This is a genomic window from Microbacterium sp. 70-16 (assembly GCF_001898315.1).
In the GTDB taxonomy this organism is placed as follows: Bacteria; Actinomycetota; Actinomycetes; order Actinomycetales; family Microbacteriaceae; genus Microbacterium.
The window spans coordinates 15,369-29,913 of sequence record NZ_MKTQ01000009.1 but is presented as its reverse complement, the minus strand read 5'-3'; the positions used below and the strand labels follow the sequence as shown (position 1 = coordinate 29,913).

15 protein-coding genes are annotated in these 14,545 nt (G+C 69.9%); 10 read left to right on the top strand and 5 right to left on the bottom strand.

Annotation, left to right across the window (positions count from 1 at the left end; genetic code table 11):
• Window positions 1-37 precede the first annotated feature (37 nt).
• The 6 genes from BGO46_RS01740 (at window position 38) to ilvA (ending at window position 6,688) form a co-directional block, all read left to right on the top strand.
• Window positions 38-1,279, top strand: coding sequence for an alanine racemase (locus tag BGO46_RS01740; RefSeq protein WP_292677828.1), 1,242 nt, complete (start codon window positions 38-40; stop codon window positions 1,277-1,279).
• On the top strand, window positions 1,276-2,589 hold the full coding sequence (locus tag BGO46_RS01735; protein WP_292677830.1) for a D-arabinono-1,4-lactone oxidase: 1,314 nt from the start codon (window positions 1,276-1,278) through the stop codon (window positions 2,587-2,589). The genes BGO46_RS01740 and BGO46_RS01735 overlap by 4 nt, the downstream gene beginning before the upstream one ends.
• A gap of 82 nt (window positions 2,590-2,671) precedes the next feature.
• Window positions 2,672-3,238: a LemA family protein gene (locus BGO46_RS01730; protein ID WP_292677903.1), complete on the top strand. Its 567-nt coding sequence runs from the start codon at window positions 2,672-2,674 to the stop codon at window positions 3,236-3,238.
• A gap of 47 nt (window positions 3,239-3,285) precedes the next feature.
• A complete protein-coding gene (locus BGO46_RS01725) occupies window positions 3,286-4,173 on the top strand; it encodes a M48 family metalloprotease (protein WP_292677832.1) in 888 nt (295 codons plus the stop codon).
• A 92-nt stretch (window positions 4,174-4,265) separates the two neighbouring features.
• Window positions 4,266-5,465, top strand: coding sequence for an AI-2E family transporter (locus BGO46_RS01720; RefSeq protein ID WP_292677834.1), 1,200 nt, complete (start codon window positions 4,266-4,268; stop codon window positions 5,463-5,465).
• Complete coding sequence (gene ilvA, locus BGO46_RS01715) at window positions 5,462-6,688, top strand: threonine ammonia-lyase (protein WP_292677836.1); 1,227 nt, start codon at window positions 5,462-5,464, stop codon at window positions 6,686-6,688. Before BGO46_RS01720 ends, ilvA begins: the two co-directional genes overlap by 4 nt.
• Window positions 6,689-6,890: 202 nt before the next feature.
• Here the strand turns inward: ilvA and greA are convergent, their stop codons facing one another.
• Both greA and BGO46_RS01705 read right to left on the bottom strand, forming a co-directional pair.
• Window positions 6,891-7,379 (bottom strand): transcription elongation factor GreA, encoded by a 489-nt coding sequence (gene greA / locus BGO46_RS01710; protein WP_292677838.1) that lies wholly within the window; start codon window positions 7,377-7,379, stop codon window positions 6,891-6,893.
• 77 nt (window positions 7,380-7,456) lie between these two features.
• Window positions 7,457-7,867 (bottom strand): DUF4307 domain-containing protein, encoded by a 411-nt coding sequence (locus BGO46_RS01705; RefSeq protein ID WP_292677840.1) that lies wholly within the window; start codon window positions 7,865-7,867, stop codon window positions 7,457-7,459.
• 138 nt (window positions 7,868-8,005) lie between these two features.
• On the opposite strand from BGO46_RS01705, the gene BGO46_RS01700 reads away from it, so the two are divergent.
• Window positions 8,006-8,350 (top strand): hypothetical protein, encoded by a 345-nt coding sequence (locus BGO46_RS01700; RefSeq protein WP_292677841.1) that lies wholly within the window; start codon window positions 8,006-8,008, stop codon window positions 8,348-8,350.
• A 4-nt stretch (window positions 8,351-8,354) separates the two neighbouring features.
• Here BGO46_RS01700 and BGO46_RS01695 read toward each other — a convergent pair whose 3' ends face one another.
• Window positions 8,355-9,059, bottom strand: coding sequence for a hemolysin III family protein (locus BGO46_RS01695; protein ID WP_292677905.1), 705 nt, complete (start codon window positions 9,057-9,059; stop codon window positions 8,355-8,357).
• 127 nt (window positions 9,060-9,186) lie between these two features.
• Here BGO46_RS01695 and BGO46_RS01690 point away from each other — a divergent pair, with 127 nt between their 5' ends.
• From BGO46_RS01690 to BGO46_RS01680, 3 genes are all read left to right on the top strand, one after another.
• Complete coding sequence (locus BGO46_RS01690) at window positions 9,187-9,972, top strand: isoprenyl transferase (protein WP_292677843.1); 786 nt, start codon at window positions 9,187-9,189, stop codon at window positions 9,970-9,972.
• A gap of 56 nt (window positions 9,973-10,028) precedes the next feature.
• Window positions 10,029-11,369, top strand: a complete 1,341-nt coding sequence (locus tag BGO46_RS01685) for an aminotransferase class V-fold PLP-dependent enzyme (RefSeq protein WP_292677845.1) — start codon at window positions 10,029-10,031, stop codon at window positions 11,367-11,369.
• A 164-nt stretch (window positions 11,370-11,533) separates the two neighbouring features.
• Window positions 11,534-12,883: a PhoH family protein gene (locus tag BGO46_RS01680; protein ID WP_292677847.1), complete on the top strand. Its 1,350-nt coding sequence runs from the start codon at window positions 11,534-11,536 to the stop codon at window positions 12,881-12,883.
• An 18-nt stretch (window positions 12,884-12,901) separates the two neighbouring features.
• Here BGO46_RS01680 and BGO46_RS01675 read toward each other — a convergent pair whose 3' ends face one another.
• Window positions 12,902-13,558 (bottom strand): response regulator transcription factor, encoded by a 657-nt coding sequence (locus tag BGO46_RS01675; RefSeq protein WP_292677849.1) that lies wholly within the window; start codon window positions 13,556-13,558, stop codon window positions 12,902-12,904.
• The gene (locus tag BGO46_RS01670; protein ID WP_292677851.1) at window positions 13,555-14,541 is read right to left on the bottom strand and encodes a HAMP domain-containing sensor histidine kinase; all 987 of its coding nucleotides are present in this window, start codon (window positions 14,539-14,541) and stop codon (window positions 13,555-13,557) included. Before BGO46_RS01670 ends, BGO46_RS01675 begins: the two co-directional genes overlap by 4 nt.
• Window positions 14,542-14,545 lie beyond the last annotated feature (4 nt).

The following is a 14,545-nucleotide window of genomic DNA, read 5'->3' as shown; positions in this document are numbered from 1 at the left end:
GTCGTAGGCTTGTGCCACCCGTGCGAAGGAGCCTCCCATGAGCCTCGACCTGCTCGCCGAACCCGTGTCTCAGCCCGCCATCGCGGAGCCGTGGCGCGACCCGGCTCGCTACTGGCGCTCGCGCACCGACGCTGTCGCGAGCGCGGCTGGCCCCGTCGCGTCGATCGACGTCGACGCGCTGCGGCACAACGCGCTCGACCTCGTGGTGCGCTCGAGCGGCGTGCCGATCCGCGTCGCGAGCAAGTCGATCCGGGTGCGCGAGGTGCTGGATGCCACGCTGGCGGTCGCGGGCTACCAGGGCATCCTCGCCTTCACGCTGCCCGAAGCGCTCTGGCTGGCCGACACGCATGACGACATCGTCCTCGGCTACCCCACGGTCGACCGTGCCGCGCTCGCGACGCTCGCCGCCGATGAGCACAAGGCATCCCGCATCACGCTCATGGTCGACGACCTCGCCCAGCTCGACCTCATCGACGCGATCGCGGCGGCGCCTGCCCGCGCGACGATCCGCGTCGCGATCGATGCGGATGCCTCGTGGCGCGCCCCCGTGCTCGGTCACATCGGCGTGCGCCGCTCGCCCGTGCACGACGCGAGCGAGGTGGCGCGGCTCGCGCGCGGCATCGTCGCGCGGGCGGGCTTCCGCTTGGTCGGCCTCATGATGTACGAAGCCCAGATCGCGGGCCAGCCCGACGACACCGGCTCGGGCGATGCCGTGATCCGCTGGATGCAGCGCCGTTCGGGGCAGGAACTGCTCGACCGCCGCGGCGCGATCGTCGCGGGCCTGCGTGAGATCACGCAGCTCGAGTTCGTGAACGGGGGAGGGACGGGGTCGCTGGAGTCCACGGCATCCGACCTCGCCGTCACCGAGACGACGGCCGGCAGCGGTCTGCTCGCGGGCCACCTGTTCGACCTCTACCGCGCGTTCTCGCCCGCGCCCGCCGCGGCCTTCGCGCTCGAGGTCGTCCGCAAGCCCACGCCCGACATCGCGACCGTCCTCGGCGGCGGCTGGATCGCCTCGGGCCCGCCCGTCGCGTCGCGCCAGCCCCTGCCAGCCTGGCCCGCGGGCCTGCACACCCTCGCCCGCGAGGGCGCCGGCGAGGTGCAGACGCCGCTGCAGGGCGATGCCGCCCGTGGACTGAAGATCGGCGACCGCACGTGGTTCCGGCACGCCAAGAGCGGCGAGCTCGCTGAGCGCGTCGACCACTACCTGTTGACCAGCGGCGACCAGCTCGTCGGCGAGACGGCCACCTACCGCGGCGAAGGGAAGAGCTTCCTGTGACCAGACCCGGCGGCATCTGGCAGAACTGGGCGCGCACCGAGCACATTCGGCCGCAGTATGTCGAGTACCCGAGCACGATCGAGGCCGTGCGCCGCTCAGTGCGCGCCGCCGCGACCCGGGGCCGGCCGATCAAGGCCGTCGGCGCGGGGCACAGCTTCACGGGCATCGCGGTCGCGCCGGGCACGCTCCTCGAGCTGACCGAGCTGTCCGGACTCGTCTCGGTCGACCGCGAGCGGTCGCGCGCGCGCCTGCTCGCGGGAACGCGGCTGCACCGCATCCCCGCGCTGCTCGCGCCGTACGGCCTCGCGATGACGAACCTCGGCGACATCGACCGGCAGTCGATCGCGGGTGCCATCTCGACCGGCACGCACGGCACCGGCGCGCGCTTCGGCGGCCTCTCGACGCAAATCGTCGGCGCGACCCTCGTGACCGCCGACGGCGAACTGCTCACGGTCGACGAAGACCACGAACCCGAGCTCCTGCCCGCCGTCGCGCTGGGGCTGGGCGCCCTCGGCATCCTCGTCGACGTCACGATCCAGTGCGTGCCGACGTTCGTGCTGCAGGCGATCGAGCGCCCCGAGGCACTGGACGAGGTTGTGGACAACGTGATCGCGCGCGCGGACGCCGTCGACCACTTCGAGTTCTACTGGTTTCCGCACACCGACGTCGCGCTGACCAAGACCAACACGAGGCTCCCGGCGGATGCCACGACGGCGCCGCTGTCCCGGGCATCCCGCATCGTCGACGACCTCATCGTCGGCAACGGCGTGCATCAGGCGGTGTGCAGCGCCGGGCGCGCCGTGCCCGCACTCGTGCCGCGTATCAACCGCATGTCGGCGCGGGTCTGGGGCGATCGCTCGTTCTCGGATGCCTCGCATCGCGTCTTCGCGACGAGTCGCGGCGTGCGGTTCCGCGAGATGGAGTACGCCGTTCCCGTCGAGAACCTTGCCGCCGCCTTTCGCGGGGTGCAGCAGGTCATCGACGACAACGACTGGCGCATCGAGTTCCCCGTCGAGGTGCGCGTCGCCGCCGCCGACGATCTGTGGCTGTCGACGGCGGCGGGCCGCGCGAGCGGCTACATCGCGGTGCACCGCTACTGGAGGGCCGACCCGACGGCGTACTTCACCGCCGTCGAGCAGATCATGCTCGCCCACGGGGGCCGCCCGCACTGGGGCAAGATGCACACGCTGGATGCCTCGGCCTTGCGGGGGCGCTATCCGCGCTTCGACGACTTCGTCGCCCTGCGTGATCGCCTCGATCCCGACCGCCGGTTCGGCAACCCCTATCTGCGGCGGGTGCTGGGTGAGTAACGGCTGAGAACCTCCGCCGCGCACGGTGGAGCGTCCGCCGCCGCAGATAAGATGAGCACAAGTCGAGGGGAGACGTATGGATATGGCGTGGCTGATCCCGGTTCTGATCGTGGTCGCGCTGGTGGTGATCCTCGGGATCTATCTGTGGGCGACGTACAACTCGCTCGTCGCGCTGAACGTGCGCGTCGACGAGGCCTGGAGCGACATCACCGTCCAACTCAAACGTCGAGCCGACTTGCTGCCGAACCTCATCGAGACCGTCAAGGGTTACGCCGCGCACGAGAAAGCCGTGTTCGAGAACGTCACGCGCGCCCGCGCCGAGACGCTCGGGGCGCAGTCGCCCGCTGAAGCGGGCGTTGCCGAAGGCCACATGCAGCAGGCGCTGAAGTCGCTGTTCGCCGTCGCCGAGGCCTACCCGCAGCTGCAGGCGAGTCAGAACTTCCTGCAGCTGCAGCAGTCGATCGTCGACACCGAAGACAAGATCCAGGCATCCCGCCGCTTCTACAACGGCGGCGTGCGCGAGCTGAACACGAAGATCAAGGTCTTTCCGAACAACATGTTCGCGCGCAACCTCGGCTTCCACGAGCGCGAGTTCTTCGAGGTCACCGGCGGGGCCGCGATCTCGGAGCCGCCGCGGATCCAGTTTTGAGCCGAGCCAGGTCGGTGCCGCACCGCGGCGTTCGCACCCGGTGAGCCATGTACTCCGCGATCGCGCGCAACAAGCGCAACACCTGGTTCATCCTCGGCGGGTTCGTGCTGTTCCTGGGCCTGATCGGTCTTGTCGCCGGGTGGCTCGCGGGTAACAACTGGTGGATCACCGCGTTCATCCTCGTCGGCTCGGCCGGCTACGCGACGGCGCAGTACTTCTTCGCCGACCGTGAGGCGCTCGCGCTGTCGGGCGCACAGGAGGTCACGCGCGAAGACGCGCCGCGGTACTACCGCATCGTCGAGAACCTCTGCATCACGACGGGCACGCCCATGCCGCGGCTGTACGTCGTGCAGGATGCCGCGCCCAACGCATTCGCGACGGGCCGCAAACCCGACGAAGCCGCGATCACGGTGACGACGGGCCTGTTCGAGATCATGACCGACCGCGAGCTCGAAGGCGTGCTCGGGCATGAACTCGGCCACATCCGCAACTACGACATCCGCGTCTCGCTCATCGTGTTCGGCCTCGTCGTCGCCGTCGGCCTCATCGCCGACATCCTCATGCGTGTCGCCTTCTTCGGCGGTGGGCGCCGCGGCGGCAACAACCAGGCCCAACTCGTCTTCTTGTTGTTCGGCGTCGTCGCGGCGATCGTTGCACCGCTGCTGGCGGGCATCGTGCAGGCATCCATCTCGCGCCAGCGCGAGTACCTCGCCGACGCGACGAGCGCGATGACGACGCGCGACCCCGACGGACTCGCGTCGGCGCTCGCCAAACTCGCCGACCAGGGGCGGCCGCTGACGCGAGCGAACACGTCGATGGCGCACCTGTGGATCAGCGACCCGCTGCGGCCGGGGGCGGTCTCACGGCTGTTCGCGACGCACCCGCCGATCGCCGATCGCATCGCACGCCTGCGCGAGATCGGCGGGAAGTTCTAGATGCGGCGCGTCGGCTGGGAATGCGCTCCGCATGGATGCCGTCAGGCGCATGCATTCCCGTGCGTGCATCAGTGCGCGCCTAGACTGGCGAGATGAGCGGTACCGACGAGTCCGACCGGAGTGACAAGCCCCGGGGCCGACTGCTCGATGCGATCCGCACGAAGACCGTGCGCACCGAGATCGACGAGAGCCTCCCGCACGGGTTGCGCGTGACGACCGCCTACGCGTGGCGCTTCGTCGTGATCGCGATCGCCGCGGGCATCCTGATCTGGCTCGTGATCCAGCTCAAGCTCCTCGTCGTGCCGCTGCTGGTCGCCCTGCTCATCACGGCACTGCTGTGGCCCGCGTTCTCGTGGTTGCTGAACCATCGCGTGCCGCGCTGGCTCGCGATCGTCATCTCGGTCGTCGGTGCGCTCGCGATCGTCGGCGGCCTGCTGTGGCTCGCGGTCTGGCAGATCACCCAGGAATGGTCGAGCGTGCAGACCAAGACGACCGAGTCGATTGCGGCGCTGCGGCAGTTCCTCATCGATGGGCCGCTGCACCTGACGACGACGCAGATAGACGACGTGCTCGCTCAGGCGTGGGACTTCTTGCAGCAGCAGGTCGGCGCGCTGTGGTCGGGCGCCCTGGTCATCGGATCGACCGTCGGGCACGTGCTCACCGGTGCTGTGCTGGCCCTGTTCATCCTGCTGTGCACCCTCGCCGACGGCGGCGGCATCTGGCGCTGGGTCGTGCGCCTGTTCCCGCGCCGCGCGCGGGCGGATGCCGACGGTGCCGGCCGCGCCGGCTGGGCGACGGTCGTCACCTACGCCCGCACGCAGCTGCTCGTCGCGACGATCGACGCGATCGGCATCGGGGTCGGCGCGGCCCTGCTGGGCGTGCCCCTTGCGATCCCCGTCGGCGTGCTCGTGTTCCTCGGTGCGTTCATCCCGTTCGTCGGCGCCGTCGTCACGGGCGCCCTCGCGGTGTTCCTCGCCCTCGTCTACAACGGTCCCTGGATCGCCCTGTGGATGCTCGTCGTGATCCTCGGCGTGCAGCAGCTTGAGGGCCACGTGCTGCAGCCGCTGCTGATGGGCTCGGCCGTCAAGGTGCACCCGCTCGCAGTCGTGCTCGTCGTCGCGGGTGGCGCGATGATCGCGGGCATCCCGGGTGCCCTGTTCGCCGTGCCGCTGGCCGCGTTCGTCAACGTCGTCGCCGCATATCTGTCCGAGCGACACGGCGGCGGGGCTCCGCCCACCGAACGCGATCTCATCTGGAGTACCGTTCCGCGCAGCAGGAGGAACCCCGCGTGACCACCCCCACCCTGGCGGAGTTCGAAGACGCCGCCGCCGTCCTTCGCGACGTCATCGTGCAGACCCCGTTCGACGTGTCGGAGCACCTGTCCGACGTGCTCGGGCAGCCGGTCTACCTCAAGCTCGAGAACCTGCAGCGCACCGGATCGTTCAAGATCCGCGGTGCGACGTACCGGCTGTCGCGCCTGACCGAGGCCGAGCGTGCGCGCGGCGTCGTCGCGGCATCCGCCGGCAACCACGCTCAGGGCGTCGCCCTGGCGGCACAGAAGCTCGGCATCCCCGCGACGATCTTCATGCCGCTGGGCGTGCCCGTGCCCAAGCTCCTCGCGACGCGCGGCTACGGCGCCGAGGTGATCCTCGAGGGGGCGACGGTCGAGACGCCGCTGCGCCTGGCCGCGGAGTTCGCCGAGCGCACGGGCGCCGTGCTGATCCACCCGTTCGACCACCGCGACGTCATCATCGGCCAGGGCACGCTCGGGCTCGAACTGTGGGACGCCGTGCCCGACCTTGACACCGTCATCCTCGGGATCGGCGGCGGCGGGCTCATCGCGGGCGTCGCGGCGGCCGTCAAGGCGCGCGCTGCGGCCGCGGGGCGCACGGTGCGTGTCATCGGCGTGCAGGCCGAGAACTCGGCCGCCTACCCGTCGTCCCTCGCCGCGGGCGAGCCGCTGACGGTTCAGACGACGCCGACGATCGCCGACGGCATCGCCGTCGCCCGCCCGGGCGACATCCCGTTCGAGATCATCAGCGAACTCGTCGACGAGGTCGTCACGGTCACCGACGACGACATCGCCCGTGCGATCCTGAGCCTGCTCGAGCGTGCGAAGCAGGTCGTCGAGCCCGCGGGAGCCGTCGGCGTGGCGGCGATCCTGGCGGGCAAGGTGCAGGCATCCGGCCCCACCGCCGTGATCCTGTCGGGTGGCAACATCGACCCCCTGCTGCTGCAGCGGGTCGTGGCGCATGGCCTCGCGGCATCCGGCCGGTACATGACGCTGCAGATCCCGCTGCCCGACCGCCCCGGTCAGCTGGCGCGCGTGTCGGAGCTGCTGTCGATCGCCGGCGCGAACGTCATCGAGGTGCTGCACACGCGCCACGGCCAGGGCCTGCAGATCAGCGAGGTGATCCTGCAGCTCAGCGTCGAGACACGCGGTCAGGAGCACCGCGCGCACGTGATCAGCGTCCTCGAAGAAGCCGGCTTCCACCCCCGCGTCGTCGAGGACTAACGGGCGCGGGGTCGCTTCCGCGGCCTTCGGGCGCGATTTCATGGCGCAAATGAGGGGTTGGATGCCCTTGAGGTGCGCATTCGCGCCAGCCATTTCGGCGCAGCCAGTAATGGTTGGCGCAAATGAGGGGTTGCCTGTGCGCGAGGCGCGCATGTGCGCCAACTTTTCGAGCAGGACGCCCCCGCAGGAGCGCCGCGCGGGACTACTGCCCGGCGTAGGTGTCGACCTTGACGATCTCGACCGAGATCTCGCGGCCGTTCGGCGCGGTGTAGGACGTCTTCGCACCCTCGGCAAGGCCGAGGATTGCCGCGCCGAGAGGGGATGCCTCGCTGTACACGTCGAGCTCGGAACCCGCCGCGATCTCGCGGCTGCCCAGGAGGAAGACCTCTTCGCCTCCGGCGACGATCGCTGTCACGACGGTGCCACCGCGCACAGTGCCATCCGACTCGGGGGCTTCGCCCACCACGGCATCCTTCAGCAACGCCTGTAGCGTGCGGATACGCGCCTCCTGCTTGCCCTGCTCATCCTTGGCTGCGTGGTAGCCGCCGTTCTCCTTCAGGTCGCCCTCTTCGCGGGCTGCCTCGATGCGCGCCGCGATCTCGGCGCGTCCCGTCGTCGACAGCTGCTCGAGTTCGGCGGCGAGTCGGTCGTAGGCGTCCTGGGTGAGGAAGGTCTCCGTGCTGTCTGCCACGTGTCTTCTCCTTGATCGGTCGGGGCGTAAGCCAAACGCCCCGGCAGGCAGCCGGGGCGCGTGATGTGTGGATCAGCCTACGGGATCCAGCAAGAGGTCACCAAACCCGTCGTCGCCTCTGCGACGGTGGGGATCGTCTCGCGGAACGCGCGCGTGTGCGCGGCATCCGCGGGGTATTCGATCACGCGCCAGCCGACGACACCGTGCTCGGTGTCCTGCGCCTCGACGGCGCACGTGACCGCCGCACCGGGCTGCAGTGTCACTTGGAAATCGACCGTGATCGTGTGCGTGTCGATGTATGAGTACCCCGTCGTGTCGAAGTCGACGGAGGTCACCGACTGCGCGACGGTCGTCCAGCCGAGGTACCCGACGGCGGCCACCGCGAGGGCGGCGCCGGCGATCCATCCCCACCGGCGCCCGCCTCGCCCGCGGCCGTACCGGTCGTCGAGCTCTGCCCGCACATCGTCGGGCAGCGTGGCGGTGGTCATCTCGGATCCGTTCCGGTGGTGTGTGCGGGGCGTGCCCGCGGGCGCGGCGTTCTAGGCTGGACCTCCAGGCTACGCGCTGTGCGCGCAGCCCGAGGACCTGCGCACCAGCGGGTCGGCGCACCGATGAACCGAGGAACGATGCACACACTTGCGACCGGGCAGATTCTGGCGGCAGGCCTGGCGACGCCGTCGCCCTCCATGACGGTCGACCCCGACTCGGTGACCCCGGGCTTCGTCGGGTTCGCCGCCATGGCGCTGATCGCAGTCGTCGTGGTCTTCCTCATCATCGACATGCTGCGACGGATCCGCCGGGCCGGCTACCGCGCTGACATCAACGAGCAGCTGGATGCCGAGGCGCAGGCGGAAGCCGCTGTCGAGGCGACCGATGTCGACGACCAAGACCTCGACGCGGATGACGACCCCGCGGCCGACGACCCCGCAGGCGACGATTCCCCCCGCGACGGCGGCCCCGCCCAGCGCTGACGGGTCAGGCGGGAACGCCCAGCGACGGGACGACAGGGTCGAGCGCGATCAGCAGGCACGCCGTCCAGTGGCACAGGAACGCGAGCACCGTGCACACGTGGAAGATCTCGTGGAAGCCGAAGTGGCCCGGCCACGGGTTGGGCCGCTTGAGGGCGTAGCAGATGGCACCGCCGGTGTAGAGCAGCCCGCCGACGATCACGAGGATCATCATCGCGACATTCGCCTCGAACAGATCGACGAGGTACATGACGGCCGCCCAGCCCAGCAGCAGGTACAGCGCGACATACAGCCAGCGCGGCGCGTTGATCCAGAACACGCGGAAGAGGATGCCCAGGAGTGCGCCCGACCACACGAGGATCAGCAGCAGCAGACCCTTCTGGGGCGGCAGCGCGAGCACCGCGATCGGCGTATAGGTGCCCGCGATCAGCAGCATGATGTTGGCGTGGTCGATGCGCTTGAGCACGGCTTTGGTCGTCGCACCCCAGTTGAACCGGTGGTACAGCGCCGAATTGCCGAACAGCAACACCGAGGTCGCCATGAAGACGGCGGATGCCCACTTCGCGGGCGCCCCATCAGCGAGCACGATCAGGACGATGCCCGCCGCGATCGCGACGGGGAAGGTCCCCGCGTGGATCCAACCGCGCCAGCTCGGCTTCAGCTCGATCTGGGCGCTGTCGCCGGCGGCTTCCAGCAGGGGCAGCTGGGGCATCTCGACGCCCTCGGCGGGTGTGTTCTCGGGCACACCCTGAGCCTACGCGGCGGCGCATGCCGGGCAGAACATACGCGGCGCGGCGGATTGCCGTGTTCGTGCGGGCGCGGAGCGATAGCGTAGACGCGTGACGGCGAAGGCATCCGATGAGGGCAGAGGCCTGCTCTACCGCCTGTACAGCTCACGGCTCAAGCGTGTGCTCACGCCGGAGACGGTGCCGAATCACGTCGCGATGATGATCGACGGCAACCGGCGCTGGGCGCGTCAGGCCGGCTATACGACGGTCGCACACGGCCACCGTGCCGGCGCCGCGAAGATGCACGAGTTCCTGCGTTGGTGCGATGACCTCGGCATCCGCGTCGTCTCGCTGTATCTGCTGTCGAACGACAACCTGCGCAAACGCGACTCGCAAGAGCTCTCCGACCTCATCGAGATCATCGCCGAGCTCGCCGACGAGCTCTCCCGCGAACCCGGCTGGCGCGTGCAGCACGTCGGCCGCTCGGACGGTCTGCCGCCCGACCTCGCCCGCGTGCTGAAGACCGCCGAAGAGCGCACAGCGCACAATACCGGCCTGCACGTCAATCTCGCGGTCGGCTACGGCGGCCGCGGCGAGATCGTGGACGCCGTGCGCAGCATCATCGCGCAGCACCAGGTGGGCGGTGGGTCGCTCGAAGACCTGGCAGCGAGCCTCACGCCCGAGCAGATCGGCGAGCACCTCTACACGGGCGGGCAGCCCGACCCCGACCTCGTGATCCGCACATCGGGCGAGCAGAGGCTGAGCGATTTCCTGTTGTGGCAGTCGGCGCATTCGGAGTTCTACTTCGTCGAGGCGCTCGGCCCCGACCTGCGCGAAGTCGACTTCCTGCGGGCGATCCGCGACTACGCGACGCGTGATCGCCGCTACGGCGGCTGACCCGGTCCAAGGGCCGGATGGGGGCAGGGTCGGCGGCGCGTGTCACAATTGCAGGCGTGAGTGCACTGGAGTCGCTGGTCGAGTCTTTCGATGTTCCGGCGGGATATCTGGACTGGGCGCGGTTCGGCCCACTGTCGCCGGTAGTGCGTGCTGAGATGCGCGCTGACGCGGAGCTGCTCGGTACAGGCCGGCCCTCCAGCATCGACCTCGTGGGCGCTCGCGGTGGTGAAGCCCGTGACCTGGCGGCGCAGCTGCTGCACGCCTCATCTGACGAGGTCGTGCTGCAGCCCTCGACGACGTTCGGGCTCATGCATGCGATGTTCGGCCTCAAGGGCACCGTCGTGGTGCCGGCGCAGGACTTCCCCTCGGTGCGCGTCGAGGCGCATCGTGCCGCAGCCGCGCGCGGTCGGCTCACGGTGCGTGAGATCGACACGCCCGGCGGGATCATGACGACGGATGCCATCGTCGCAGCGCTCACCGACGATGTCACCGCCGTCGCGCTGAGTGTCGTGGACTTCCGCACCGGGGCCCTCGCCGACATCGCCGCGATTCGCGACGCGATCGGCGGGCGCCTGCTGATCGTCGACGCCATGCAGGCATTCGGCGTCGTCGACATCGACTGGAGCGCGGCCGACGTCGTCGCCGGCAACGGCTACAAGTGGCTGCGTGCCGGGCGCGGCACCGGGTTCGCGCGATTCTCGTCGCACGCACGGGAGCGCATCGCCCCCGTGCTGTCCGGAATCTCCGGTATGGCCGGCGACGCGACGAGCCTCGGCGCGCCCGTAGCGCGCGACGGTGCCGCGGCGTACTCGGTCGCGCCCTCTGACCCGCTGGCCGCGTCACGGCTCGCGGCCGCACTGCGCGAGGTGCAGGAGGCCGGGGTTGCTGAGATCGCGCAGGGCGTGCGTGAGCGCGCGCAGGGCGTCATGCAGTTGGCCGACCGGTACGGCATCGCCGTGCTCACCCCGCGCGACGCGCACGCCGGTATCGTGACGCTCGTGCCCGAGCCGCACGATGCGCCCGCACTCGCTGCAGCCCTGGCCAACCACGGGGTCACGGTGACCGCGCGCGGCGCGACGATCCGTGTGTCGACCCACGTCGGTGGCGGTGCCGACAGTCTGCAGCTGCTCGGCGACGCGCTGGCCGATGCCGCCGCGCTGCGCGTCGTCGCGGTCGAGTTCACCCGCGAGGAGCTCGGTGCCGAAGCGACCAGCGGTGACGCGATCACGATCGAGGTCGGCGACATCCTTGAGATGCCCGACGAGATCGTGGTGCTCGACGACGATCTCGGCCTGGATGCGGAGCCGCCCTCCGGCGAGATCCTCATCGCGGTCGTCGATCCGGCGCCGGAAGACGGTGCGCGGGATGACGTCGCCGGCGACACGACGGAAAGTTAACGTTCCCGCAACCTGCCGTCGGCGTGTCGGAGGTGTCGTGGCATCCGGCCCAGACGTACGGTCATCACATCGGGCAAGGCGCCCGGTCGAGTCGGCCCAACCGCGACTCGTGGCACGGGCCAACTCGAGACTGCCGGGTGAATCACCCGGGGCGGGAGTGGGTTGTGACCACACGAGCACCAGAGCAGCAGCAGAGCGTCGACCAGGGTGCGGAGGTGGATCAGGACCTGTGCACCTTCGTGCTCGATACCTCGGTCCTGCTCAGCGATCCGCGGGCGTTCTTCCGGTTCGCCGAGCACTCCGTCGTCGTCCCGGTGGTGGTGATCACCGAACTCGAGGCGAAGCGACACGACCCCGAGCTCGGCTACTTCGCCCGTCAGGCGCTGCGTCACCTCGATGAGCTGCGTATCGAGCACGGACGCCTTGACTTCCCCGTGCCGGTCGGCACCGGTGGAACACTGCGCGTCGAACTCGCCAACACGGATGCCTCGGTGCTGCCGCAGGGTCTGCGTCTGAGCGACAACGACACCCGCATCCTCGCCGTTGCGGCACACCTCGCGCAGGACGGCCAGGAGGTCACCGTGGTCTCCAAGGACCTCCCGATGCGCGTCAAGGCGGCGTCCCTCGGCATCAACGCCGAGGAGTACCTCGCCGAGCAAGCGGTCGACAGCGGCTGGACCGGCATCGCCTCGCTCGACGTGTCGGGTGACGACATGAGCGACCTCTACGAGAGCGAGGTCGCCACGAGCGAAGAGGTGCGCGGGCTGCCGGTCAACACGGGCCTCGTCATCCACTCGGAGCGCGGCTCGGCCCTCGGCCGGGTCACGGGCGACGGCGGGTACAAGCTCGTCCGCGGCGACCGCGAGGTCTTCGGGCTGCACGGGCGTTCGGCTGAGCAGCGCATCGCGATCGACCTGCTGCTCGACCCCGAGGTCGGCATCGTCTCGCTCGGCGGCCGCGCCGGCACCGGCAAGTCGGCCCTCGCCCTCTGCGCGGGCCTCGATGCCGTGCTCGAGAAGCAGCAGCAGAAGAAGATCATCGTGTTCCGCCCGCTGTTCGCCGTCGGCGGTCAGGAGCTCGGCTACCTGCCCGGCGACCAGGCCGAGAAGATGAACCCGTGGGGTCAGGCCGTGTTCGACACCCTCGGCTCGGTCGTGTCGGGCAACGTCCTCGAAGAGGTCGTCGCGCGCGGGATGCTCGAGGTCATGCCGCTCACGCACATCCGCGGCCGGTCGCTGCACGACGCCTTCGTGATCGTCGACGAGGCGCAGTCGCTCGAGCGGAACGTCCTGCTGACGGTGCTCAGCCGCATGGGGCAGAACTCGCGGGTCGTCTTGACGCACGACGTGGGCCAGCGCGACAACCTGCGTGTCGGGCGCCACGACGGCATCGCCTCGGTCATCGAGACGCTCAAGGGGCACGACCTGTTCGGGCACGTCACGCTGACGCGCTCGGAGCGCTCCGCGATCGCGGCTCTCGTCACCGACCTGCTGGAGGCCGGCGAGCTCAGCTGAGCCGTTGCGCGGCGGGGGCTACTCCCAGCGGTAGCCCTCGCCGCGCACCGTCACGATGTGGTTCGCGCCGAGCTTGGCGCGCAGGTAGCGCACGTACACGTCGACGACGTTCGACCCCGGATCGAAGTCCATGCCCCAGATGCGGCTGAGCAGCGTCTCGCGCGTGAGCACGGCACCAGGGTGGCGCAGGAACTGCTCGGCGAGGGCGAACTCGCGCGCCGACAGGTCGATCTCACGGCCCGCGACGGTCGTGCGGCGCGCGAGGATGTCGAGGGTCACGTCGCCCTGAGTGAGCACCATCGTGATCGCGCCGGTGCGCTCGCGCAGCCGTGAGCGCACGCGCGCCATGAGCTCCGCGACCGAGAACGGCTTGGGCACGTAGTCGCTGGCCCCGGCATCCAGACCATCGACGGCGTCGCTGGCGGCGCTGCGTGCCGTCAGCATGATGACGGGCATCCGCTCGCCTTCTGCGCGCAGGGCGCGCAGGACTTCGAACCCATCCATCGACGGCAGACCGACGTCGAGGATGATGAGGTCGATGTCGCCCTGCACGGCGCGGTCGAGCGCGGCCTGCCCGTCGTCGGCGACGACGGTGTCGTGCCCCTCGGCGTGCAGCGCGCGGGTCACCAGTGCGACGATGTGCGGTTCGTCGTCGACGACGAGAATGCGGGTCATCCAGAGGCCTCTCGTTGCAGGACGACATCGCCGGCGCGCACCGGCGTCGGAAGGGAAGCCCGCGTCCCGATCGGGATCTCCAGTGTCAGTGTGGCACCTCCGCGGGGTGTATCGGTGACCGTGCAGTGACCGCCGTGTGCCTTCGCGATGGCGTCGACGATCGCAAGACCCAGTCCCGAGCCGCCGACCGAGCGTTTGCCGACGCCGCGATCGAAGCGGCGGAACACCCGGTGGCGCATCGCAGGCGGGATGCCCGGACCGTGATCGCGCACCCACAGCTGCGCGCCCGACGGGTGCACGGCGGTGCCGATCTCGATCGGGCTGTCTTCGGGCGTGTACTTCGCCGCGTTGTCGGCCAACTGCAGCCACGCCTGCAGCAGCCGGTCGCGATCGCCGCGGATCACGGCTGTCGCACTCTGCTCGATGCTCCACGTGTGCCCCGGGATGACACCGACGAGACCCCCCACGCGCTGCGTGAGCTCAGCGAGGTCGACGTCGCCCATCGTGAAGCTGTCGGCCTCGACAGCGGCCAGCAGGTCGATGTCGCCGATGAGGCGCGTCATGCGGTCGAGTTCGGCGATGCCGAGCTCGCGGATCGCCGAGACGTCTTCAGGGTCGCCCGCATCCATCAGCTCGAGATGACCGCGCACGATCGTGATCGGGGTCTTCAGCTCGTGGCGCACGTCATCGAGCAGACGCCGCTGCGTGTCGAAGGATGACTCGACGCGGTCGGCGACCGCGGGGGAGTGCATCTCATCGAGCAGCGTCCACCCGACGACCGCCGTGACGGCGACTGTGGCAAGAGCCGCAACGGCGAACGCGATCACGGCCGGCCACGAGACCTCCGCGGACGACACGATCAGCGCCAGCAGCACGGCCAGCGCGGTCACGGCGAAACCTGCGCCGACGATCGTCAGCAGCAGTCCCAGAGTGCGGGGGCGCCGCGCGGGTGCGGGCCGCGCAGCGCCGACGGTGCGGTTCACACTC

Coding starts and splice junctions, on each gene's coding strand:
- BGO46_RS01740 (WP_292677828.1), top strand. CDS start 38: ATGAGCCTCGACCTGCTCGCCGAACCCGTGTCTCAGCCCGCCATCGCG.
- BGO46_RS01730 (WP_292677903.1), top strand. CDS start 2,672: ATGGCGTGGCTGATCCCGGTTCTGATCGTGGTCGCGCTGGTGGTGATC.
- BGO46_RS01725 (WP_292677832.1), top strand. CDS start 3,286: ATGTACTCCGCGATCGCGCGCAACAAGCGCAACACCTGGTTCATCCTC.
- BGO46_RS01720 (WP_292677834.1), top strand. CDS start 4,266: ATGAGCGGTACCGACGAGTCCGACCGGAGTGACAAGCCCCGGGGCCGA.
- BGO46_RS01705 (WP_292677840.1), bottom strand. CDS start 7,867: ATGACCACCGCCACGCTGCCCGACGATGTGCGGGCAGAGCTCGACGAC.
- BGO46_RS01700 (WP_292677841.1), top strand. CDS start 8,006: ATGCACACACTTGCGACCGGGCAGATTCTGGCGGCAGGCCTGGCGACG.
- BGO46_RS01695 (WP_292677905.1), bottom strand. CDS start 9,059: ATGCCCCAGCTGCCCCTGCTGGAAGCCGCCGGCGACAGCGCCCAGATC.
- BGO46_RS01675 (WP_292677849.1), bottom strand. CDS start 13,558: ATGACCCGCATTCTCGTCGTCGACGACGAACCGCACATCGTCGCACTG.